Origin of the sequence: Blastopirellula sediminis, from assembly GCF_020966755.1 — a bacterium.
Taxonomy (GTDB): Bacteria; Planctomycetota; Planctomycetia; order Pirellulales; family Pirellulaceae; genus Blastopirellula; species Blastopirellula sediminis.
On the sequence record NZ_JAJKFT010000002.1, the window covers coordinates 774,672 to 797,384 of the forward strand.

At 58.6% G+C, this 22,713-nt stretch carries 15 protein-coding genes; 6 read left to right on the forward strand and 9 right to left on the reverse strand.

Annotated elements, in window-relative coordinates:
- Window positions 1-26: 26 nt before the first annotated feature.
- From LOC68_RS03510 to LOC68_RS03525, 4 genes are all read right to left on the reverse strand, one after another.
- Complete coding sequence (locus tag LOC68_RS03510; RefSeq protein WP_230215827.1) at window positions 27-2,981, reverse strand: tetratricopeptide repeat protein; 2,955 nt, start codon at window positions 2,979-2,981, stop codon at window positions 27-29.
- A 265-nt stretch (window positions 2,982-3,246) separates the two neighbouring features.
- Entirely contained in the window at window positions 3,247-3,900 is a 654-nt protein-coding gene (locus tag LOC68_RS03515) for a 3-keto-disaccharide hydrolase (RefSeq protein ID WP_230215829.1), read from the reverse strand.
- Window positions 3,901-4,072: 172 nt separating this feature from the next.
- The gene (locus tag LOC68_RS03520) at window positions 4,073-4,897 is read right to left on the reverse strand and encodes a glycine-rich domain-containing protein (protein ID WP_230215831.1); all 825 of its coding nucleotides are present in this window, start codon (window positions 4,895-4,897) and stop codon (window positions 4,073-4,075) included.
- A complete protein-coding gene (locus LOC68_RS03525) occupies window positions 4,894-5,538 on the reverse strand; it encodes an esterase/lipase family protein (RefSeq protein ID WP_230215833.1) in 645 nt (214 codons plus the stop codon). Before LOC68_RS03525 ends, LOC68_RS03520 begins: the two co-directional genes overlap by 4 nt.
- A 182-nt stretch (window positions 5,539-5,720) precedes the next feature.
- Between LOC68_RS03525 and LOC68_RS03530 the strand changes: the two genes are divergently transcribed.
- The 6 genes from LOC68_RS03530 (at window position 5,721) to LOC68_RS03555 (ending at window position 14,517) form a co-directional block, all read left to right on the forward strand.
- On the forward strand, window positions 5,721-6,173 hold the full coding sequence (locus LOC68_RS03530) for a TraR/DksA C4-type zinc finger protein (RefSeq protein ID WP_230215835.1): 453 nt from the start codon (window positions 5,721-5,723) through the stop codon (window positions 6,171-6,173).
- Window positions 6,174-6,178: 5 nt separating this feature from the next.
- Window positions 6,179-6,793, forward strand: a complete 615-nt coding sequence (locus tag LOC68_RS03535) for a hypothetical protein (RefSeq protein WP_230215837.1) — start codon at window positions 6,179-6,181, stop codon at window positions 6,791-6,793.
- Window positions 6,794-6,996: 203 nt separating this feature from the next.
- On the forward strand, window positions 6,997-8,511 hold the full coding sequence (locus LOC68_RS03540; RefSeq protein ID WP_230215839.1) for a DUF4185 domain-containing protein: 1,515 nt from the start codon (window positions 6,997-6,999) through the stop codon (window positions 8,509-8,511).
- An 84-nt stretch (window positions 8,512-8,595) separates the two neighbouring features.
- Window positions 8,596-9,705, forward strand: coding sequence for an alkene reductase (locus LOC68_RS03545; protein ID WP_255671043.1), 1,110 nt, complete (start codon window positions 8,596-8,598; stop codon window positions 9,703-9,705).
- Window positions 9,706-10,296: 591 nt separating this feature from the next.
- Complete coding sequence (locus tag LOC68_RS03550; RefSeq protein WP_230215841.1) at window positions 10,297-13,164, forward strand: ribonucleoside-diphosphate reductase subunit alpha; 2,868 nt, start codon at window positions 10,297-10,299, stop codon at window positions 13,162-13,164.
- Window positions 13,165-13,455: 291 nt separating this feature from the next.
- Window positions 13,456-14,517 carry a ribonucleotide-diphosphate reductase subunit beta gene (locus LOC68_RS03555; protein ID WP_230215843.1) on the forward strand — a complete coding sequence of 354 codons (1,062 nt, stop codon included), beginning with the start codon at window positions 13,456-13,458 and terminating at the stop codon, window positions 14,515-14,517.
- Window positions 14,518-14,633: 116 nt separating this feature from the next.
- Here LOC68_RS03555 and LOC68_RS03560 read toward each other — a convergent pair whose 3' ends face one another.
- The 5 genes from LOC68_RS03560 to LOC68_RS03580 all read right to left on the reverse strand — a co-directional run bounded on the left by LOC68_RS03560 (window position 14,634) and on the right by LOC68_RS03580 (window position 22,710).
- On the reverse strand, window positions 14,634-15,737 hold the full coding sequence (locus tag LOC68_RS03560) for a hypothetical protein (RefSeq protein WP_230215845.1): 1,104 nt from the start codon (window positions 15,735-15,737) through the stop codon (window positions 14,634-14,636).
- Window positions 15,738-15,791: 54 nt separating this feature from the next.
- Complete coding sequence (locus LOC68_RS03565; protein ID WP_230215847.1) at window positions 15,792-16,886, reverse strand: hypothetical protein; 1,095 nt, start codon at window positions 16,884-16,886, stop codon at window positions 15,792-15,794.
- A 180-nt stretch (window positions 16,887-17,066) separates the two neighbouring features.
- Window positions 17,067-18,176, reverse strand: a complete 1,110-nt coding sequence (locus LOC68_RS03570; RefSeq protein ID WP_230215849.1) for a tetratricopeptide repeat protein — start codon at window positions 18,174-18,176, stop codon at window positions 17,067-17,069.
- 303 nt (window positions 18,177-18,479) lie between these two features.
- Window positions 18,480-19,880: a DUF1552 domain-containing protein gene (locus LOC68_RS03575; protein WP_230215930.1), complete on the reverse strand. Its 1,401-nt coding sequence runs from the start codon at window positions 19,878-19,880 to the stop codon at window positions 18,480-18,482.
- 148 nt (window positions 19,881-20,028) lie between these two features.
- Complete coding sequence (locus tag LOC68_RS03580; protein WP_230215851.1) at window positions 20,029-22,710, reverse strand: DUF1592 domain-containing protein; 2,682 nt, start codon at window positions 22,708-22,710, stop codon at window positions 20,029-20,031.
- Window positions 22,711-22,713 lie beyond the last annotated feature (3 nt).

The window sequence follows — 22,713 nt, forward strand, 5'->3', positions numbered from 1 at the left end:
CGATTATTTAAAGTGGTTGTTGGCGTTTAACGTCGCTCCGTCGTATTGACGTCGGCCGTTTCCCGCCGTTGTTTGACGACATTCAGACGTTGCTGAGCTTCGCCGGCGAAAAACGATTCGGGATAGTTGGCCGCGACTTCGTCGTAATACTTCTGCGCCTTATCCCACTGGCGCGAGATTTCGTAGCACTTCCCGATCTGCAGCAGCGAGCCTGCTTTCCAGCGGGGGAAGTTGTACAGCGCCGCGACCCGCGAATAAGCCTGGATCGCCGCCTGGTAGTTCTTTTGATGGAAGTAGGTCTCGCCGACCATCCACTGCGCCATCGCGGCCGTTTCGGTAGCGCCGCCGAGACGCGAGTCGATCACCAACTGATAGGCGTCGCGAGCTTCCGCGAACCGAGCCTGACGAGCCAGGCAGCGACCGCGGAGATAATCGAGTTCGTAGCGTTGCTCAAAGTCGGGGAAGCTGACGACCGCGAGTTCCGCCAGGCGGAGCGATTCTTCCCAGCTCCCCAGGTGAGCCGCGAGTTGAGCGCGACGCAAAGCGACAGTGCTGCTCCAAGGGAGCTCCCGTCCGCGAGCGAGCGAGTCGACGTCATTGAACAGTTTCGATGCGTCCGAGAACTTCTGCTGATGGAAGAGGGCTTCGGCATGCCAGAAGCTGGCCATCATGCGGAGTTGTTCGTCAGAGCTGGGCGTTTCGAGCTTCGCCATCTGCGCGGCGGCGGTTTCCCAATCGGCGGCGCCGACGGCGATCTGACCGAGCAGATACGTCGCATGCGGCGCAACGTTGGCGTCACCCTTGGCGACAATCTGCTGCAGAACCTTGGTCGCTTCGTCAGCCTGGCCGTCAGTCAGCAAGCTCTCGGCACGACGATACGCGGCGTCGCTCCAAAGTTCGCTCTGCGGATAGTTTTCGCAGATCATCCGCCACTGGTCGGCGGCCGCTTCCGGTTTCCCTTGGTCGACCAGCGCCCAACCGAGACGATAGTGGAGGTCATCCAGCTGCATCTCTTGGCTGGGAGCTTGAATCAACGCGCGGAAGAGTTCCGCGGCGCGACCAAATTCCTTTCGATCGTTCAAGATCTGGGCGGCGGTCAGCATCGCGCCCGGCGCCTGATCTGATTCGGGATAGTCGCGATAAATCTGTTGGTAAATGGCAAGCGCTTCGGCCGCCTGATTGCGATCGAGGAGCACCTTGGCCCGACCCGACAGAACCGACGGGATGAACGTGCTGGTCGGATCCTTTTCGATCAGCTGCTGAATCGCGGCGGTGGAGGTTTCGTTATCGACGGCGTCCAGCTGAACCCAGCTGAGTCCCGCGACGCCCGACTTGATGAACTCTTCCGGGTTACCCTCTTCGGCCAACTTCTCGAACAGCTCGCCGGCCCATTGCTTGTCGCCGGCCTTCATGGCGGTTTCGGCCAGGCGGCGCGTCGTCAGCAGGTAAAGCCGCGGATCGCATTTCGTACGATCGACCAGAGCGTAGGTCGCTTTGGCGTCGTCCAGTTGTCCGATACGAGCCAGGGCGGCGGCAAGCAGCAGACGAGAAGCAGGGGCTTCGTCACCGCTGGGGCAAACTTCCAGGTATTTCGCAAAGTTGCGAGCGGCGTCGGCGTCTTCGCCGCTGCGATCGGCGGCCAGGCCCAAGGCGTAGTAAGCCGAGCCTTGTTGCTGCGGATCGTCGGTCGCTTTGATCGCTGCGGTCAGCAGCTGGGCCGCTTGGCTCGCGTTTCCGGCGCCCAACTGGGCGATCCCGCGCAGGTAGGGCAATTCAAACCGCCACGCGGCGGCCGTCTTTTTCATCTCGGGCGAAACGTCGTCGCTGCCGAGCGAATCGAGCAACTGCAGAGCCGCCGCGTATTGTTCTTTTTCGAGTCGCTTGCCGGCGACCAGGCGAACCGCTTTCGGCGTCGCTTCGCGGTTTGGATATTCGAGGATCAATCGCTCGGCGGCGACCGAAGCCTTATCGACGTCGCCGGTCACGATCGCCGCTTCGGCCAGATAGTAAAGCGATTCGTCGCACCAGGGGGACGCGGGGTAGTCGACCAGCAGCTGTTCGAGCAGCGTCAGACCTTCGCTCGTTCCCCCTTGTTCCAGGCGAATGCGAGCGGTCAGGTAGTCGATCTCGTCGCGATACTGCTTCAGCGATTCGTCTTTGGCCAAATCTTGCAGGCGCTGTTCGGCCTGGGGCCAATCGCGGACTTCGTAGTAGGCCTTGGCGATCCAGAGCTTGGCGACCGCACTGTTGCGCTCGCCGGCGTTCGCTACTTCATTCAGCAGATCAACCGCGACGCGGTGATTGCCCAGTCGATATTCCACGACGCCTAGTTCAAACTTGGCGTCCTGCTTCTCGGTAATCTCTTGTTTCAAGGCGTTGCGATACGCCTGGCGAGCAGCGGTCAGTTGTCCACTTTCTCGCAGCGTGCGAGCCAGACCTAATTCCGCTTCTCCCTGCATCGCCGCGTTGGGAGCGATCGTTTTCGCTTCGCGGAAGAGTTGTTCGGCGTTGTCGTATTTCTCGTTGGCCAGCGCGATCTCGCCTAAGTAGGGAAGGGCGTGGGCATAGAGTCGATCTTCTTTACGCGACGCGACGAAGGTGTCGAAGTCGGCTTTCGCATGTTCCAGATCGCCGGTCAGGTAGTAGCATTCGGCAATGCGGAACTCCGCCTGGGGGCGACTCGCGTGGGTCTGGACGCGCTGGAGAAACTGTTCATACGACTTGCGAGCGGCGTCGAAATCTTCGAGCTGAATCAGCGCTTCGCCGCGATAGAAGTAAATCGGGCCGGCCAGCGAGTGATTGGGGTAGTCGTCGATAAAACGATCGAAAGCGACGATCGCCGCCTCCCAATCTTTGCGAGCATATTGGCTCGCCGCGACGGCGTACAAATCGGCTGGGCCATCGGCGCAAGCTGGCTTCGTCATCACGAACGAAGTCGCAATGAGGACCAGCGCCAGAAGTAACCGTATGTTTCGCATCATTCCGTTGTGCGTACAGGTCTCAATCCTTGAGAACTGCGGCCCGTGTTCCAAGAAGCCGTCAGATCATACTGATCGCAGCAGAGCGTTGACAGGGCGATTTGCTATCAATTTCCAGCCGTCAGATCGACGCCAAGAAAAGGAAAAACCGCTGCGGTCGACTGCGATATCTATGCAATCGACCGAGCGGCTGCTGTGGATTTACCGGAATTGCCGTGCGACACGCAAAATACGCATATCGCCGAAATTAACAGCTTCCCGCTAGCACTTATTTGTCAAGCGACTTGATCCGGATGTTGCGGAATTCGACCTTGGTGCCGTGACCCAGGAAGCCGATGTGACCTTTCTTATTGAGCAGGCCCGGGTGCTTCTGGCCGTCCAGCGTACCGTCCTTCGACGCTTCTTCGATGTTGGCGTCGACAATCGTTTCGCCGTTCAGGATCACTTTGATGTGATAGCCGTCAGCGATCACTTCCTGGGTGTTCCATTCGCCGACCGGCTTCAGGAAACCACGCTTGGCCGGGACGACGCCGTAGACCGAGCCGTGGGCCTGGTACGGTTTGATGCCCTTGTATCGTTCGTCTTCGGTGTCGAGAACTTGCAGTTCGATGCCGTTGTAGGCCGAGTTCCCTTCGACCGGCGAGCGAATCGCCAGACCGTTGTTGGCGCCCGGTTCGAGCTTGAATTCAAACTTCAGATCGAAGTTGTCGAATTCCTTGCCGTAGTACAGGTTGCCGCCCTTCTTGGGATTGCAAACGATCGCGCCATCTTCCACAAAGTAGCCGTTGACCGCGCCGATCCAGCCATCCAGATCTTTGCCGTTGAACAGCGGAGTGAAACCTTCTTCTTCAGCGCGAAGCGTCGACACGTTGGCGACGGCGCCCAGAAGGGTGAGAACGAGCAGCGGCAGGATACGTTTCATTAGGCGGGTCCTTGACGGGAGAGAGACAATTGGAGCGGGAAAGGAGTTGGTGCTTTGCACTCTCTGAAAATAGCCCCACAGCACGCGGCTGACTATACGCAAACCCGAATTTTCGCCCCGCGTGCGAATGAGGAGCAAATTGGCGCGAATAGACGCGCATTATCTGGGGAAATCAGTCCCCGCCGCCGCAGCCTCCTCCACATCCGCCGCCGCAACTACTGCCGCATCCAGAGTCGCTGCTGCAGCCGCTATCGCTACTGCACCCGCTGTCTCCCCAGAAGAACCAACCTCCGCCACAGCCCGATCCGCCGCCGCAACTGCTGCCGCAGCCGCTGTTCCCTTTGCCCCAGCCAAAGAGCTTGACCAGCAGCGAGAAGATCACCAGCAACACCACGATGACCAGGAAGACGCGAATGGCCATCGGCATATCGCCGTCGGCCAACAGTCCCGTGTACATCCCGGCGCCCAGCATCAAAGGCATGGCGCCGCCGACGAGCGTTTGGTAACGGCTCGAAAACTTCGGGATCACCCAGTTCGAGCCGACGTCGACCATCTGCATGCGGACCGACGGGTCGAAACGAATAGCGGACGAGGGCCAGATATCTTCCGGCGGCGCTTCGCCGAACAGTTCGGCGTAGCTTTGTTTCGTCCGCTCGTACCAATCGACAAACTTATCCGCTTCGGCCGAGCCTCCTTTGGTCGGACCATGATGCAGCGGCTTCTCCAAAACCTCGCGACAGAGTCGATCCCAATAGGATCGCGTATAGACCAGGTGCAAGTGCCAGGCCTGATCAACTTGCTCCGACGGCGTCACCGGATGTCCCGCCGCTTTGGCGAGAAACAAAAATCGCTTGTACTCCTCAATGACTCTCTCTGCGAAGGGAAGCTGCCAACCGTTCTCGCGGGCCAAACGCCGCGCGAAGGTCAGTTGCTCGTCCCCTTCGTCGATCGAAAAACTCTCGATCTTCCGCCATAGCTCACGTTGGCTTTCGTTCATATGGCCTCTTTCGTAAGAGTAGCGTCGAGAAAACGTCCCTGGGCAAGGTAGTTGCAAATGTCTTGAGCGACGTCGCGCCGCAAAAGCAACGCCGTGTGCATCGTCGGGTAGATGCGGTAGTCGACGCAACCTTCGAGATGCGCCGAATGTTCAGGGACCAGGTGATCGTACGTCGCGGCGATCGCCGCGAATTCAAAATCGGGAGGCGCCAGCTGGTTCACATAGCTGTCGGGCACGTCCGACATCTGCGCTACCGCGCGGCATTGCACCAGGTTGAGCAGACCTCCCCAAAATCGTCCCGCATACAGACCATGATGCGGGCTCGCGAGAAAGACGACTCGGCCCAAATGGGCCGGGCGATAAAGCTGCAGCGCTCGGCGGGTCACAAGTCCGCCCAGGCTATGCGCGACGATGTGCAAACGTTCGACGTCCGCCTCTTCGTCGATCTTGCGCAACGTCTCCGAAAAACGACGTGCGTACGCTTCGATATCGCCGATCAGGCTGAAATATCCATAGCGCTGCGTTGCGAATCCGGCCGCCCGAATCTGGCGTTCCAGTCGCTTCAATAACAAGCTGGTTGACGCGAATCCGTGGATCAGCGCCACTTTCTCGTTTCGGGTCGGCGTCGCCGAATCAATCATCGCTCCACTTTCCTCCTGACGCGAGAAATCAGGCTTCCCAGATTATGGCCGATTTGCCCGGCTGTTATAATCCGTATTTCCCCACCTAAGGCGGTCGTAGGCTGGTAGCGGTGTTGCGCTGGTGATTCGCCAGCCAAACCGGAATCTTGCCGCCCCCGGGCCGCGAAACTGCAAAATTGACCATGGAACGCCTCGAAATCTCTTGCCCAGACTGCCATTGGCATCGGATCTGCAACCATCTGGAGATGGTCCAGCGGCTGACGACGCTCGGCATGTTTCGTCGCGAAGAGGCTCCGGACCCTAATTTGGTCGTCGAACTCTTCCGCCGCAGTGCAGGAAAAATGTCGTGCGGCGATTGCGAGCGGATCGGCCTGAAGGTCGACATCCCGCGCGAAGACGAGGAAGACTGGGATCAGCGCCGCGTCTGCAAGATGTGTCGTCAACCGATTCCGCTGGAACGACTTGAGGTCTTTCCCGACGCCGACACGTGCGTCCGCTGTCGCGAAAAGCTCGACAGCGCCGATGATCACGCGACGCCCGACTACTGTCCGAAGTGTGGCGAGATCATGTCCCTCTCCACGAGCCGCGGCGGCGGCATGACCCGTTATCGAATGCGGTGCCCACGATGCGGATAGTTTCATTGTCAGTACGTTATGTCTGTCTGCTTGGCGCTCTTCTCTTTGTAGTGGGATGCGCGACTTCGACCACGCCGGAAGAGGAGCCGGCCGAGTTGTCGTTTCGCGAGCAGCTGCTTCAGGTCGTCAGCGGTAAGAGCGACTCAATCGAAGTGACCGAGCGCGTCGTCTCGCCAGCCGAATTAGAATTGCTCTCGCGCGCAACGAAGCTGACCCGGATTCGACTCGATCAGACGCCGGTCGATGACCAGGCCGCAGCGATCTTGGCGGCGCTGCCCGAACTACAATTCGTCAACCTACCGCAAGCGCAAATCAGCGACGTCGGCCTGGCCGAGTTGGCGAAGCTTCCCGACCTGGCGCAACTGCGAATCGGCAGCCCTCAACTAACAGACGCGTGCTTCGCTCCATTTAAGGACAATCAGTCGCTCCGCTTTTTGCACATCCTGCAAACGCCGCTGACCGACAAGTCGCTCGACGACATCGCCGAAATCAATTCGCTTGAGTCTTTTTACGTCGACCAAACGAAGTTCACCGAACCGGGGCTCGCCAAGCTGATCAAACGTCGCCCGCGATTGCACGTTCACTTCGACGAGGCCCATCTGCCGGGCCAGGAACACTAAACCGCCGTTTCTACCGGCTTTACTGGTGCCATGCTCTTGCGGCGTCTTCGCCGGATGAGCATGTCTTCGTCCTTGCAAAACGCATTGAAGACATGCTTACCCGGCGAAGACGCCGTGAAAGCATGGCGCCAACATTTTGAAGGGCATACCCGCGTGAACTATATTTGAGTGCGGTTCGTTTCCTCGTCTGCAGGACCTCCCTCATGCCTTGCTCCCGCCGTTTCGCCGCCGTTTTGATGTTGGCGTTTTCTCTCCTGTCGTCGACGCATACCTTCGGTGACGAGCAGCCAAAAGTGCGTGAGCCCTTCTTTGGCGTTCGCGTCGTCGATCAGACGGGTCGCGGCGTTCCCTTGGTCGAATTGAAAACGACGAACGAGGCGTCGTACTGGACCGACTCCGACGGCTGGGCGGCGATCGCTGAACCTGGCTTGATGGGACAAGAGGCTTACTTCCATGTTGCGAGCCCCGGCTACGAATTTAATGCGGATGGTTTTGGTTTTCGTGGCGTTCGTCTTCGCGTCGAACCTGGCGCTACGGCGACGATCAAGCTTCCCCGCCAGAACATCGCCGAGCGCGTCGTCCGCCTGACCGGCGAAGGGATCTTTCGCGATAGCCAGTTGCTTGGCTTGCCGCTGCCGGAAGGAATGAAGAACCTAAACAGCGGCGTTACCGGGCAAGACTCGGTGCAGGTCGTTCCTTACCAAGGGAAACTTTTCTGGCTGTGGGGAGACACGAACATCGCCAGCTATCCGCTTGGCAATTTCCAAACGACCTGCGCCACGTCGCCGTTGCCGGTCGATGGCAAACCTTCGCCCGATCACGGCATTCAGTTTGAATATTTAAAACAAGAGAATGGGCAAGTGCGTCACATGGCGCCGCTCGACGGCCCCGGCCCGGTCTGGTTGTTCGGTCTGTTCGCGATCACCGATGCCGACGGCACGGAGTCTCTCTATTCGCACTTCACGCGGCATAAGTCGCTTTCGGAAGTGGTCGAACATGGCGTCATGAAGTTCGACGACGAGGCCGGGATCTTCAAGAAGGTCGCCAACTTTGATCTGCAAGAGCAATGGCGCGGCCCGCAAGGAAACGCCTTTGTTGTTGACGATGCCGACGGAGTGAAGCGCGTCTACTTCGCCCATCCGCTTGCTCACACGCGCGTCGCCGCCGATGAGCAGAGCATCCTCGATCCGCACGCCTACGAGTCGCTCGTCTTTGACTCTGGCGAAAAGAACTACGTCTGGAAACGCGACGTGCCGCCGACGAAACAGCGCGATGAACAAAAACTGCTGCGCAGCGGCGCGATCCCTTCCGACGTTGCCCGGTACCAGTTGATCGACGTCGCCAGCGATAAACCCGTCGTGATGCACGGCAGTTCCATTGCGTGGAATGAATACCGGCAGAAGTGGACTATGATCGGCGTGCAAGCCGGCGATCAGGATGCCCCCTCATTCTTGGGCGAAGTCTGGTACGCCGAAGCCGAATCGCCGACCGGTCCCTGGAACAGGGCGATCAAAATCGCCACGCATCCGAAGTACACCTATTACAACCCGCGGCAACATCCGTTCTTTGCGACCGATAACGGGCGAGTGATCTATTTCGAGGGAACGTACACGCATACGTTCTCGGCGACCAAAACGCCGACGCCCCGTTACGACTACAACCAGCTCCTCTATCGGCTCGATCTCTCCGAAGCCAAGTTAAAACCAGCGCAAAAGTAATGTAATTGCCGCAGTAACGCCTGCTGGCGTCGCTTCATCGAAGAGGGAAACGCAACGCTTCCCTTACTCGCACAGGATGAAGTTATGTCGCATTCCCCCTTGCTGCAGCCGTATTCGCTGGGTGATCTCACGCTCAAAAACCGCGTCGTCATGGCGCCCCTGACGCGAGCCAGGGCAGGGGACGATCGGATCCCAACGGCGATGATGGCCGAATATTACGCGCAGCGGGCCTCAAGCGGTTTGATCATCACCGAAGCGACTGTGATCTCGCAGCAGGGAATCGGCTGGCTCAATACGCCGGGGATTTACAACGACGAGCAAACGGCCGGTTGGCGCGAGGTCGTCGACGCCGCGCATAGCGCCGGCGGAAAGATCTTCTTGCAGCTCTGGCACATGGGGCGCTCGTCCCACAGCAGTTTCCATGATGGGGAACTGCCGGTTTCGGCGTCGGCGATCAAGATTTCGACCGACGAAATCCGGACGAATGCGGGGAAGAAGGAGTTCGAAGTTCCGCGTGCGCTCGAGACTGCAGAAGTCGCTGATGTCGTCGCCGACTATCGGGCCGCGGCGGCGCGCGCGAAAGAAGCGGGTTTTGACGGCGTCGAAATTCATGCCGCCAACGGTTATCTGATCGATCAGTTTCTCCAATCGCGTACCAACCAGCGCACCGACCAATATGGCGGCTCGATCGAAAATCGTTATCGCTTCCTCGGCGAAGTGGTCGCCGCGGTGACCGAAATCTGGGATGCGTCGCGCGTCGGCGTCCGACTTTCGCCTAATGGGGTCTACAACGACATGGGCTCGACGGACTTCCGCGAGCAGTTCAGTTACGCGATGCAGCAGCTCTCGCCGCTCGGTTTGGCCTATCTGCATGTGGTCGACGGAATCGCGTTCGGTTTCCACAAATTGGGCGATCCGATGACGCTCGCCGAAATTCGCGAAATCTTCTCTGGTCCGCTGATGGGGAACTCCGGCTACGACCAGGCTTCGGCCGAAGCGGCCGTCGAGCGGGGAGATGCCGACCTGCTGGCTTTTGGCCGAGCGTACATCAGTAATCCTGACTTGGTGGAGCGTTTCGCGCACCAGTGGCCGCTCGCTACGGAGGCCGATCCCAAGATGTGGTATGGGGCCGGTCCCGACGCCCGAGGCTACACCGACTTCCCAACCTTCGCCGAAGCCTCCACGGCCGGTTAAGTTTCGATTTGGAATTCGCAAAAATGCTGTCAGTGATAGCGTCGCGTCAGATTGAACTTACGACGATCTCGCGTGACGCTACCCACTGGCGCGTCTAGTGTTAGGAAAAGGTGAAGAGATTGTGGTTGACGCAAAGTGCTACCACGATATATTGGGCCTCCGGCTGAGAAATTGATGTTGTCCAAGCCCTCGATTTGGCGATATTCAAATTTATCAGCCACAGGATCTTGTGTTCTGGTGGAACCCCTGGCACAATATCCTGTGGGCAAAGATTGCTGCCCTCGCATCCAAAACGCTGGCGTCGCTAGCAATTTGGACCGCAAAACTCCACTCGTGTGGGGGAGAGCGGATTAGGAGTCTGGCAGTCCTCATCTAGAGGACCTACGCGTCAAGGAAGACGGTGCGTTAATACGCGCGCTTCTATTTTGATCGCGGTGCAAGACCCTGTTACCGCCCTCACGGATCGAACCTTAATGTTCGGCCGCGAGTACCCAACCATACGCATTGGAGGCACAACCCATGGAATCTCATTCTCGCGCCCTATCCGGCCGCAAGCCGGTTCAGGAAGAACCCTTCGAAGGAGCAGATGTCATGACGACTGTCACCTCCGCCGTCACCACCACCCTGGAAGTTCGCAAACGCGACGGCCGCATCATTTCATTCGACTCCGGTCGCATTCATTACGCGATCGGCAAGGCCTTCCGCGCCGAGATCGGCTTGCCGGAAGACCAGGAGTTGGAAAACTCGCTCGAATCCCAAGTCAAAAGCATTTCGGAAGCGGTCATCGATCAGATCGAAAGCCGCCCGTTCAGCCGCGACGGGGTCGACGTCGAAACGATCCAGGACGCCGTCGAAATTCAGCTGATGCGGCACGGCCACTTCTCGGTCGCTCGCCGTTACATCCTGTATCGTGAAGAGCATGCCAAGCTGCGTGCCCTCCGCGCCGCCGATAGCGACGGCAATCTGGTCGCTCCGCGGATCCACATCAAGCAGGAAGACAGCACGAAAGAGCCGTTCGACGCGACTCGTCTGCGTCGCCGCATCTACTCGGCCGTTCGCGGCCTGGAGCAGAACTGCTCGGCCGAAGAGCTGGTCGAAGAGACCTATCGCTCGCTCTACGACGGCATCACGCCGCAAGAGATCTACCGGGCGATGATTCTCGCCTCCCGTTCGCGCATCGAACGGGATCCCGACTACGACAAGGTCGCCGCTCGCTTGATGTTGATGGTGATCTACAACGAAGCCTTGGGGCGTCTCCACCCGAAAGAAGACATCGCCGACGTCACGCGTCGCGACTTCTCGAGCTATATCGAAACCGGGATCGCCGCCGAACGTCTCTCGCCGAAACTTCGCGAGTACGACCTGGAGCGGATCTCCGCCGCGCTCCGCCCGGAACGTGACGCCGCCTTCCCGTATCTCGGCCTGCAGACGATTTACGATCGTTACCTGCTGCACATCGAAGGTCGCCGCATCGAAACGCCCCAGTACTTCTGGATGCGTGTTGCGATGGGTCTGGCCTGGAACGAAGAGCAGAAGGAAGAACGCGCGATCGAGTTCTACAACATTCTGTCGACGTTCCGCTTCACCTCGGCCACGCCGACCTTGTTCAACTCGGGCACGCTCCACCCGCAGCTCAGCTCGTGCTACCTGAGCACGGTCGACGACGACCTGGAACATATCTTCAAGGTCGTGTCGGACAACGCGATGCTGTCGAAGTGGGCCGGCGGTCTGGGGAACGACTGGACCAACATTCGCGCCACCAACGCCCACATCAAGGGAACCAACGGTCAAAGCCAAGGCGTGATCCCGTTCCTGAAGGTGGTCAACGACACCGCGATCGCCGTCAACCAGGGCGGTAAGCGGAAGGGCGCCGTTTGCTCGTACCTCGAATCGTGGCACTTGGACGTCGAAGAGTTCCTCGACCTCCGCAAGAACACCGGCGACGATCGCCGTCGTACGCATGACATGCATACGGCCAACTGGATCCCGGACCTGTTCATGAAGCGGGTTCGCGAAGGGGGCGACTGGACGCTGTTCAGCCCGGACGAAACGTCGGACCTGCACGACCTGTGCGGCTCGGCCTTCCAGGCTCGTTACGAAGAGTACGAACGCTTGGCAGACGAAGGCAAAATGCGTCTGTTCCGCCGCGTTCCGGCCAACGAACTGTGGCGTAAGATGCTGACCCGCTTGTTCGAGACCGGACACCCGTGGATCACCTGGAAAGATCCGTCGAACGTCCGCTCGCCGCAGGATCACGTCGGCGTCGTTCACAGCAGCAACCTCTGCACCGAGATTCTGCTCAACACGTCGAAGGACGAAATCGCGGTCTGCAACCTGGGCAGCATCAACATGGTCGCCCACGTCAAGAATGGCGATCTCGATATCGACAAGCTGCGTGAGACGGTCACCACCGCCGCTCGCATGCTCGATAACGTCATCGACATCAACTACTACCCGACTCCGGAAGCGAAGAACTCGAACCAGCGTCATCGCCCGGTCGGCATGGGTCTGATGGGCTTCCAAGACGCACTGTCGGCGATCGGCGTCAGCTACGCCAGCCAGGAAGCGGTCGACTTCGCCGATCGCAGCATGGAAGCGATCTCCTACTTCGCGATCCTCGCTTCGTCGCAATTGGCGGCCGAACGCGGTTCGTACCCGACCTACGAAGGGTCGAAGTGGGATCGCGGCATCCTGCCGATCGACTCGCTCGAACTGCTGGAGCAGGAACGTGGTCTGCCGATCGAAGTCGATCGTAGCTCGACCTTGGATTGGCAAGTCGTTCGCGACTCGATCCGCGAGCACGGCATGCGTAACAGCAACGTCATGGCGATCGCTCCGACCGCGACGATCTCGACCATCGTCGGCGTCTCGCAGTCGATCGAACCGACCTACAAGAACCTGTTCGTGAAGAGCAACCTGTCGGGCGAATTCCCGCAGCTCAACCTTCGCATGGTCCAGGATCTGAAGTCGCATGGCCTGTGGGACAGCGACATGGTCGAAGCGATCAAGTACTACGACGGCGAACTGACCGAAATCGACCGGATTCCGGAAGATCTGAAGCTCCGTTACCTGACCGCCTTCGAGGTCGAACCGAAATGGCTGATCGAGTGTGCGGCTCGTCGCCAGAAGTGGATCGACATGGGTCAGTCGCTCAACTTGTACATGGCTCAACCGAGCGGCCGCAAGCTGCACGACATGTACATGTTGGCCTGGAACGTCGGCCTGAAGACGACTTACTACCTCCGTACGCTCAGTGCGACGCAGGTCGAAAAGTCGACGATCGACGTCAACCGCTTCGGCATCCAGCCCCGCTGGATGAAGAACGCCAGCGCTTCGGCCGAGATCCGCGTCGATCGCGGCGAAGCGGCTCCCAGCGATCCGAACGCGGTTCTCGATCAACTGCCGCCGGAACAGCCGAAGACCTGCAACCTGGACGGCGACTGCGAGTCGTGCCAGTAGTTCAGGCCTTATCTTGATCAATATTTCGCAGCCGGCCGCAAGACGCGCCCGGCTGCAGAATACTAGCCCGAGGCGCAAGCCGAGGGAAAGTGGCCGCAGGCAAAGGATTAATGACTAAGCCCCAGTGTCTAATGAAGTCCGAATAACGAATTCCCAAGCGTTAGACATTAGGGCTTAGTCATTAGTGATTCCCGAACGCTCTCCCTCGGCTCGCGCCTCGGGCTAGTGTGCCGCCAATACTCTTCTGATTCGCAATTAATTCGTACATCAATCCCAAGGGAGACGATCCTAATGTCTATTCCCAGCGTCGATAGCCATCTGGAAACCGGCGACGGCTCACGCGTGAAGGCCAGCGAAAAGCGCTTGGTTAACTGCTCGCAAGTCGACGTTAACCAGTTGATGCCGCTGAAGTACCACTGGGCTTGGGAGCACTACCTCAACGGTTGCGCCAACCACTGGATGCCGACCGAAGTGCCGATGACCAAAGACATCGAAACGTGGCGCAGCGATAAGTTGACCGACGACGAACGCCTGGTCATCATGCGGAACCTCGGCTTCTTCTCGACCGCCGAAAGCCTGGTCGGCAACAACCTGGTTCTGGCGATCTTCAAGCACGTCACCAACGCCGAATGCCGTCAGTACCTGCTGCGTCAAGCGTTTGAAGAAGCGGTTCACACCCACACTTTCCTCTACGTGGTCGAAAGCCTCGGCCTGAACGAAGGGGAAATCTTCAACATGTACCACGAAGTCCCGGCGATCACTCGCAAGGACGAATTCGAGATGAAGCTGACCGCCGAAGTCCTCAGCCCGGACTTCAGCACCGATTCCTTCGAAGGCCTGCAAGCGTTCCTCAAGAACCTGATCGGCTACTACATCATCATGGAAGGGATCTTCTTCTACACCGGCTTCGTGATGGTGCTGTCGTTCCACCGCCGCAACCTGATGACCGGCATCGGCGAACAGTTCCAGTACATCCTCCGCGATGAAACGGTTCACCTGAACTTCGGCATCGACCTGATCAACGGCATCAAGGCCGAAAACCCGGATCTCTGGACTCCGGAGTTCCAGGCCGAGATCATCGACCTGATCAAACAGGCCGTCGAGCTGGAAATCGAATACGCCGGCGATTGCCTGCCGAACGGCATCTTGGGTCTGAACCGCGAACTGTTCCGCGACTACGTCCACTACGTCGCCGACCGCCGCGTCGAACGTATCGGCCTGCCGAAGCAGTTCGACTCGAAGACCAACCCGTTCCCCTGGATGAGCGAAACGATGGACCTGGCGAAGGAAAAGAACTTCTTCGAAACCCGGGTTACCGAATACCAAAGCTCCGGGGCGCTGAACTGGGACTAACGTTCGGTTCAAGTTCGAAAACAAAAAGGCTGGTCAAACCGACCAGCCTTTTTTTATGCCAACACTAGCCCGCAGCGCAAGCAAGGGAATGCGGGCGGCCATCTCCATACGTCCGCTCAGTTCGAATACCGGCTCTTCTCCCCGGTAAACTCCAACGGATCGTCATCCCTGCGGGTCAACCGTTCGATCTTACGTTGAATTTCCGTTTGGCGATCTTCATCGCCAAACCCGTCCAAGACCGTCGCGTACTCTTTCAGGCATTCGAGCCGCAGGGCCGGATCGCTCCGGCTGTTTTGTTCCAACTTGAAAATCAGCAGCGAGTATTCTCGAATCGTTTCATCCCGTTTCTGCAGGCCATGATTTGCTCGGGCGGTCTGTAACAACAATTGGTAAAAGTAGTAGGAGGTTTCACCCGTTTCCGCGGGGGACATCACCCGCCCTTTCATGGCGTACTCAAGCGCCGCTGCATGACGATTTAATTTATTCGACTCGTCGGCCAACAACGTGGCGACGGCAATATAGGTCGTGGTTTTTTGCATTTGATAATTCACCAACGATTTTAACGTTCGCTCACCCGCTACAATCGCCTTCTCGTGGTCGCGTTGCAGGGAGTAGAGCCGCGTCAATGAGAGTTGCGTCTCGCCGTAAATGCGATAGTCGGTGACTTCGGCTGCCTCCAGGCGTTTCGCCGCATCGGCGACGGCGGCGACTCCCTCCTCAATGTTTTCGCCGCTGTAGGAAATGGCGTTGGCCAACGAAATCTGCGTGCGGATCGTACAACACGCCTGAGGACCGTAAAGTTCGCGGCTGATCTCGACGCAGTTGCGACACTCTTTGACGGCGGAGGCGTAGTCCTTCGTTGAAAGCGTCAATTGCGCTTGCCGCGATTTGGCGATCATCGCTTTGAACTGTTCTATTTTCTCCGGCGAAAAGCTGAGCCCCAACTCCACGTCGCGCATGATAAAGTCAATTTCAGCAATGGAAAGGACGTTGCACTCGCCTTCGTGATTCCGCGTTAATTCGCGCATCTCCTTTAGCAGTGCGAGTTGCTTCGGGAAATCTCCCTCCGAACACGGCTCGACCAAAGAATTCAAAATCGCTTGCTGTCGATAAGAAGTGCCGGCATTGGAGCCAAATGGAGATTGCGCAAACGCCGTCCGGCACGCTAACGAACTGACAACCACCGCACAGCAGACGACAAGCGAACTTGCTTTCATCATGAATTCTCTCCAACAAAACGCAGGTTTCCCTTGCCGACGAAGCTCCGCCTGACCTCAATTCGAATACCGGCTCTTCTCCCCGGTAAACTCAACCTCCCCTTTGATCTTCCGCTGAAGGCTTTCGATCTTGCGGTTGGCGATTTCCAAACGTTCCGCATCGCCGGCCTTCTCGAGGATTTTCGCGTACTCTTGGAGAATCTCCAACCGGTTCTCCTTCGTGATTGCGGAATTCTCCTCGGCCTTGTAGACGAGCAGCGCGTAGTCGCGAACCGCCTCCTCCGGCTTCTCCAGCCCGAACTTCGCTTTTCCCGATTCGACCAACAGTTGATAGTAAGTCGCCGCTTCTTTCCCCTTTTCCGCTGGAGACGAGGCGAGTCCCTTGATCGCGTACGTAAGCGCCCCTTCGAATTGCTTCTCGTGATTGAGCGCCTGCGCGACCGCGGCCGTCATTTCAGCGTAGGTGCTGACTTGCCGCAGTTGCCGGTCTTCGATCATGGCGATCGCCAACTTGCCCGTTTCGATCGCTTGTTTGTCGTTCTTCTGGCGAACGTACATGCGAGTGAGAGCGATCTGCACTTCCAAATAGCAGTGATAGTCGGTCTTCCCCAACTCTTTCAGCGTATCGCTTGCCTGACCGGCGAGCTCAATTCCCCGCTCCACATTCTCGCCGCTGCGCCGAATCGCGTTCGCCAGGCTAATGCGACTGATAAGACCCTTGTACGATTTCTCGCCGTACAGCTCTTCGCTAAGCTCCAGCGATCGCTGGTAGTTCTCCGTCGCGGCGGCGAAGTCTCCTACCGTTTCGGCGACGCGGGCCTGGCGAATATGGTCTAACTCCTCTTGCCCTTGCTCCGCCTGTTTTCCGGTGAAGCCGAGCGCCAATTCGACGTCTTGGACGTAGAAGTCGATTTCATCAAGGCCGACGAGCTTTATCTCATGCTCGCGATAGGTGGTCAGATCGCGCATCTCCAGCAGCAGCCGATGCAGCTTCTCAAAATCGCCGAGTTGCTCCGCTTTCTTGATCTCCTCGTTCATTCCCATTTGCTTGCGCAGCAGATCGACGTCGGCGGCTTCCGCATGTTGGCGGCAGCTCAAGGCCAAGAGACCAACTAGACAAGCGCAAAGCAGGAATCGGGTGGCGCGCGTCACGATTTTTCCCTCAGAAAAGATCGGATAGATTGGCAGCGTTCGTCTCGAAGCGGCAGCGCTTCGCAGCGGCACGATAGCTCGTTTTGCCGATCTGGGTCAACCTCAATCAGGGGGGCCTTCGGAGTGGGGAGAGAGTGTGAGTACAAAAAAAGCGGATGCGGGCGGCCACAGCGCAAACGCTTAGTTGGAGTATCGGCTCGCCTCCCTAACTGGCTTACGTTCTTCGTCACTGGAGGGCGCCAGCTTCGCAATCTTTCGCTCGACGATACGAAGACGATCTTGGTCTCCCAGCGATTTCAGAAAGCCCGCGTACTCGGTGAAGAACTCTATTCGTTGAGACCTTAGGCAGTCGCGATCGTCTTCCACCTTGGAAATCAGCAGTTCATAAAACCGGATCGCGTCGTTTGGCGCATTCATCGCTCTTTTTGCATCCGCCGCTTCGATGAAGAGCCGATAGTAGTCGCCTGTTTCTTCCGGCGCAGGCGCCGCGATTCCCTTCATCGCATAGATAAGCGCCAACTCATGTCGCTTGCTCTGATTGGCCGCATGGGCGACCAACCGGGTCGTTTCGAAGAAAATCGGCGCTTCGCCCAGTTGCATTTTCACGACGAGGGCGACGGAACGCTCTCCGGCCTGGATCGCGTTCTCGTACTGCTCGCTTTGGGCATAGAGTCGCGTCAGCTCCACCTGCGTTTCGGAGTAGGTCCGAAATTCGGTCATGCCAGCCTTGGCCATGACGTCGGACGCGTAGCTGACAGCCTTGATTCCTTCTTCCAGGTCGCATCCTTTTCCAAGAATCGCGTGCGCCAAATCAATTCGACTCGTGACTGCTCTGAAGGAACCATCTCCGTAGAGCACCTCGCTCACGGCAATGCAACGACGTAGCAGCGCAATCGCCTGATCGTACTCTCCTTGCTCGGTAAGAGACTGTGCGAGGGCATGCTTCGTTTCCTCTTCAATAGCAAGTTCCTTCCATTTATCGGCGAATTCGACCGCCTTTTGCAAGTCGCGGGCGCAATATTCGATCTCCTCGAGCCCAAAGACCTTCCGTCTGTCAGCAAGATCGCGAGTCGCCACATACATTAATTTCAGACAGTTAAGCTGCCTCGCAAAGTCGTGCGTCTCTTTCGCCTCATTTAGCTTTTCGAAGAGGGGGCCTTGAATGGCCATCAAGAGAAACTCCTCGACCTCCGCTTCACTCACCTCTTCCTGAAGTTGCAGAGGATTGGCGGCGTTTTCGTTGACGCCGTCGATTTCGGCGAACGAATTCTGGCACTGGAACGACGCCACGAGACCAACGATGCATACCCAAACAAGGCGACGCGTTGAATGTCCCAAGAGTTATTCCCCCAGATAAAACTCGACATAGCAGTCAGGATCATTTCAAAGCGGCAGCGCTTCGCAGCGGCACGATAGCTCGTTTTGCCGCCGGGGGTCAATCCCAAACGAGGGGCCCGTCGCAGCGGGGAAGGGGCTCAATCGACATGAAAAAAGCGGATGACGAATTACTTGCGACTCGTCATCCGCTGCTTCGTTTTATCAGCTAGCCAAACGCATTCCCTTGCTTGCGCTGCGGGCTAGTGTTGGGGCTTTTTAGACTTCTGCGATCGTGCCGGTGCTGTCGGAGAAAGTTTCCGTTTCGACTCCCAGTCGCTGCAGCATGGTGACGTAGAGATTCGACAGCGGCTTGTCTTCGTGGCTCGTTTCGACTTGCCACGGTTCGCGACCGCCGGTCCAGGCGCCACCCTGCGGCTTGTTCGGGCCGTAGTTGAGGTATTGGCCATGCTTGAAGCCCATGTTCTTGCCGCCGGACAGCAGCAGCGGATAGTTCCGCGACAAGTGGAAGGCGCTCGAGGCCGAGCCGAACAGGCAGAGCGTGTTGTCGAGCATATTGCCGGCGCCATCCGGTTCCGGCGTCGATTTCAGCTTCTGGATGAAACGGCCATACTCTTCGCTGATAAAAGCGCAGTAGATGCCGAAGTTCTTCCAGCCGTCCGGGTTCTTCGTGTTGTGGGTCAGCTGGTGGGTCAGATTGAAACCGACCGCACGGGCCAGGTAATCGCTGGCGCCAACGCCGTTTTCACGGCCGAGCTGGTAAGTGGCGACGCGCGTCGAGTCGGTCTTGAACGCCAGGTAGATCAGCTCGAACATCGTTTGCAGGTAGTTCCGCGGATCTTCCGGCGTGATGTCGAGCTGCAAATGATCGACGCTCACTTGCGGCAGCGGAATGTTGGCCCAGCGTTTCGCCTTTTCGACTTTCAGCTCGGTCTCGCGGACCGATTGCAGGTACTCGTCGAGCGTCCCCTGATCATGTTCCGACAGCATCGATCGCAGCGACTTGGCGTCAGCCAGCAGGTCGTCGAGCGAGCTTTGCGACAAGGCGAGTCGACGCGCGGCGTCGGCGTCATTCTTGACGAAGAGCATGTCGAAGATCCGCTTCGGCTTGTTCTCGGCCGGAATGGCGCGGCCGCTCCGGTTGAACGACATCGTCTGCGCCCCACGCGGCGTTCCGGTGCCGCCGTCGGTCGACATGACAAGCGACGAAAAGCGGGTTTGCTCGCCGACGTGTTCAGCAAACAGCTGGTCGAGCGAGATTGTGTTTTTGTACTCGCCCGACATCCCGGTGTTGGCGCCGGTCAGAAACTGGTCGGCGTTGGAGTGCCCATGCACGCTGCGTGCGAACGTGTGCGAGAAGCCCGACAGGATTGTCGTTTCGTCGCGCAGCGGTTCGAGCGGCGACAAACATTTGGTCAGCGTAAAGTCTTTGCCGCCCCCATGTGGGAACCAGGCCCAATCCTGGTACGAAGGGTCGTCGGCCAGCGGCATCGGCACGCCGTCGGGCAGATAGAAGGCGGCGAAGCGTTTGCGATCGCTCGGCTGGGCGGCGGCGCCGGCGACGGCCGACGAGAAGGACTCGAGCCACGGCAAAGCGAGTGCGATCCCTGCGCCGCGCAAGAAGCGACGACGGTCGAGCGAGGCGATATTTTGAATCATCACGGTAGTCCTTCTCAGTTCTGTGGATAGAACCGCGTCTTCGATCGGGGGTCGAAAACGCTCGGCCTGTTTTACTTGGCCTGGTTCGATATTCGGGTGAGACGTCGTGTCTCGCTTCGCTGCATGATTGGGGTAGGGGTGGCGAACGTTAGTTCGCTTGGAACAATTCGCTGGAGACGATCGCGGTGATCATCGTGCCGAGCCCGTCGCCGTGCTGGCGAACTTCGGCCGTAATCTGATCAACTTCCGCATGGTCTCCAAAGGTCATCGGTCGTCCGAGGGCGTAGGTGGTCAGCTTGTGGACCATCGCCCGGACGAACTGGTCTTGGCGGTTTTCGAGCAGGAATCGCTTCAGCCCGTCGACTCCTTCCAGCTTCTGCTGGTTGAACAGCAAGCTCGACGCGTCGACCGGTTGCCCTTGGACTTCGGTCCGGAAACCGCCGACCGCGTCAAAGTTTTCAAAGGCGATCCCCCACGGGTCGATCTTCGCATGGCACGAGTTGCACGCGGCCTGGTTGCGATGGTTCTCGATCCGCTGCTTCAGCGTCATCTTGGCGATATTCGGATCGGCCAGGTCGATCACCGGAACCGCAGCCGGCGGCGGCGGGGGAGGATCGTTCAGCAGGCTTTCGAGCATCCAGATGCCGCGCTTCAGCGGGTGCGAGTCTTTGCCGTCGGAGTTCATCGCCAGCAGACCGGCCTGCGTCATCAAACCGCCGCGGCGGCTATCGGCGTCTAGCGAAACCTTGCGGAAGTCATTGCCGGCGATCCCTTTCAGGCCGTAGTGCTTGGCCAGGCGTTCGTTCACCAGCACATAGTCGGCGTGGAGGAAATCGAGGACGCTGTCGTTCTCTTTGAGCACTTCGGTAAAGAAGGCGATCGGCTCTTCCTGCATCGCCGATTTCAACTCGGCGTCAAACTGCGGGTACACTTTTTTGTCGACGCTTAGATGTTCGAGCAGGTCCATGCCGAGCCATTGGTAGACGAACTGCTCGGCAAAGCGGCGAGCCCGCGGATCGCCGAGCATCCGTTCGACCTGCTGGCCCAGCACGTTCGGGTCACGCAGTTCGCCGCGCGACGCCAGTTCGATTAGCTCTTCATCGGGCACGCTGCACCAGAGGAACATCGCCAAACGAGTCGCCAGCTGATAGTCGTCGGTCGACTTCGCCTGATCGGTCTGCACGACGTAGAGAAACTGCGGCGAGGCGAGGACCGTCGAGAGGACTTCGATCATCGCGAATTGAAAATCTTCGCACTGCGGGCGAATCTTGGCGAACAGGTCGAGCTTGCGGTCGACTTCGGCCGGCGTCACCTGACGGCGCCAGGCGCGGGTCATGAACGATTCGAGCACTTCGCGGGCATAGGCCGGCTCGTCGCTCTTTTGATCGCTGTCGACAAAGATGTGGGTCTGCGACTGCGGCGGCCACTGGTGATAGACCGGAGCGGTCACTTCGACATAGTCGACCTGAATGTCTCCCTGCGAGACCGAGCTGTTAACCAGCTTCACGTATTCCGAAGGACTCGGCGTCTGTCCCATCTTCGTTTCGCCGCGAGCCGAGTTGCGGGGATAAACCTCGCTGAGCGGAACTTCAAATTCGTAGAACTCCGGCGCTTCGGGCGAAGCGGTGATCGGCAAATCGCGCTGGCTGATCTTGGTCGATGCGGCCGAGTTGTTGCTCGAATGCCAACCGAACTCCAGGCGGAGACTCGGCGTGTAGGTCGCGTCGGCCGCAGTGCGCGACGCGCGGACGCGAACTCGCAGCAAACCTTCGTCCGGAATCTTGTCCCCCAGCTCGACGATCAACTTCTGGCCGCGGGGGAGGATCGCCACATCTTGCGACACGGCCGGAACCTCCGGCAGCGTATCGGACGACTTCCAGGCGAACTTGGCGCCGTTGTAAGCCCAACCGATCGACTCGGTTTCGCCGGTCTCCAGATTCTTGAAGTGAGCGTTGCCGGGGCGAGCATGGAACTTCGCCGCCAACTTCTTCAGTTCCTCTTCCAACTTCTCTGGATTGTCTTTCTGCTCCTTGCGAAGCTTGTTGAGCTGCTTTTCATGACCGGCCCATTCTTTGACGGCCCGATCGTGGAACGAAATGCCCCAATAGATTGGCGCTGGTTGCTGGGGAGGCCCCATCGCCTTTTGCAAAGCGGCGCGGCTCAGATCGCGGAAGTAACCGAACTGGACCGTCGACATCGCCAACATCTCGGAGCTGTTCTGGAAACCATCCTCCGATACCGGCTCCGGCGGCAAGTCGCCGGCGAAGTCGTACGGCAAGCCCAACAAGTCTTGCAGGGCGTAGTTGAATTCGTAGCGGGTCAAACGGCGGAACGAGGTATGCTCTTCGCGAGCGCGACGCACGGTCGACGCATTCTGAATTTCGCCGGTGAGCCAATCGACCACTTTCGCACGCTCTTCATCCGCCAGTTCGCCAGCATCGGCCGGGGGCATTTCCCCTTTGCTGATTGCGGCGCGGATCTCTACCCACCAGTCGGTATCTTTGCCGCCCAGCAAATCGGGATCGAGCGTATCGATCCGCACGTTTCCTTCCTGCGTGTCTGGTCCGTGGCAATCGATGCACGACTGCGTCAGGATCGGCTGCACGTCGCGACGAAACGTATCGAGCTGGGGCTGAGGAGCTTCGCCGCCGGCAGGACGCGCGTGTTGGTGCTGATAGCTGGAACGCTGCGGGCCGGTCGCTTTGAGTTGTTCGAGCGTCAGGACTTGCGACTTGGCGTCAGCGCCATCTTTGCCGCTCGCGGCGCCAGGCATGCCGCACAACAGCGCAATCAGACCAATCGCCAAAGGCGTGGTTCTCGCTTGAATCATTTC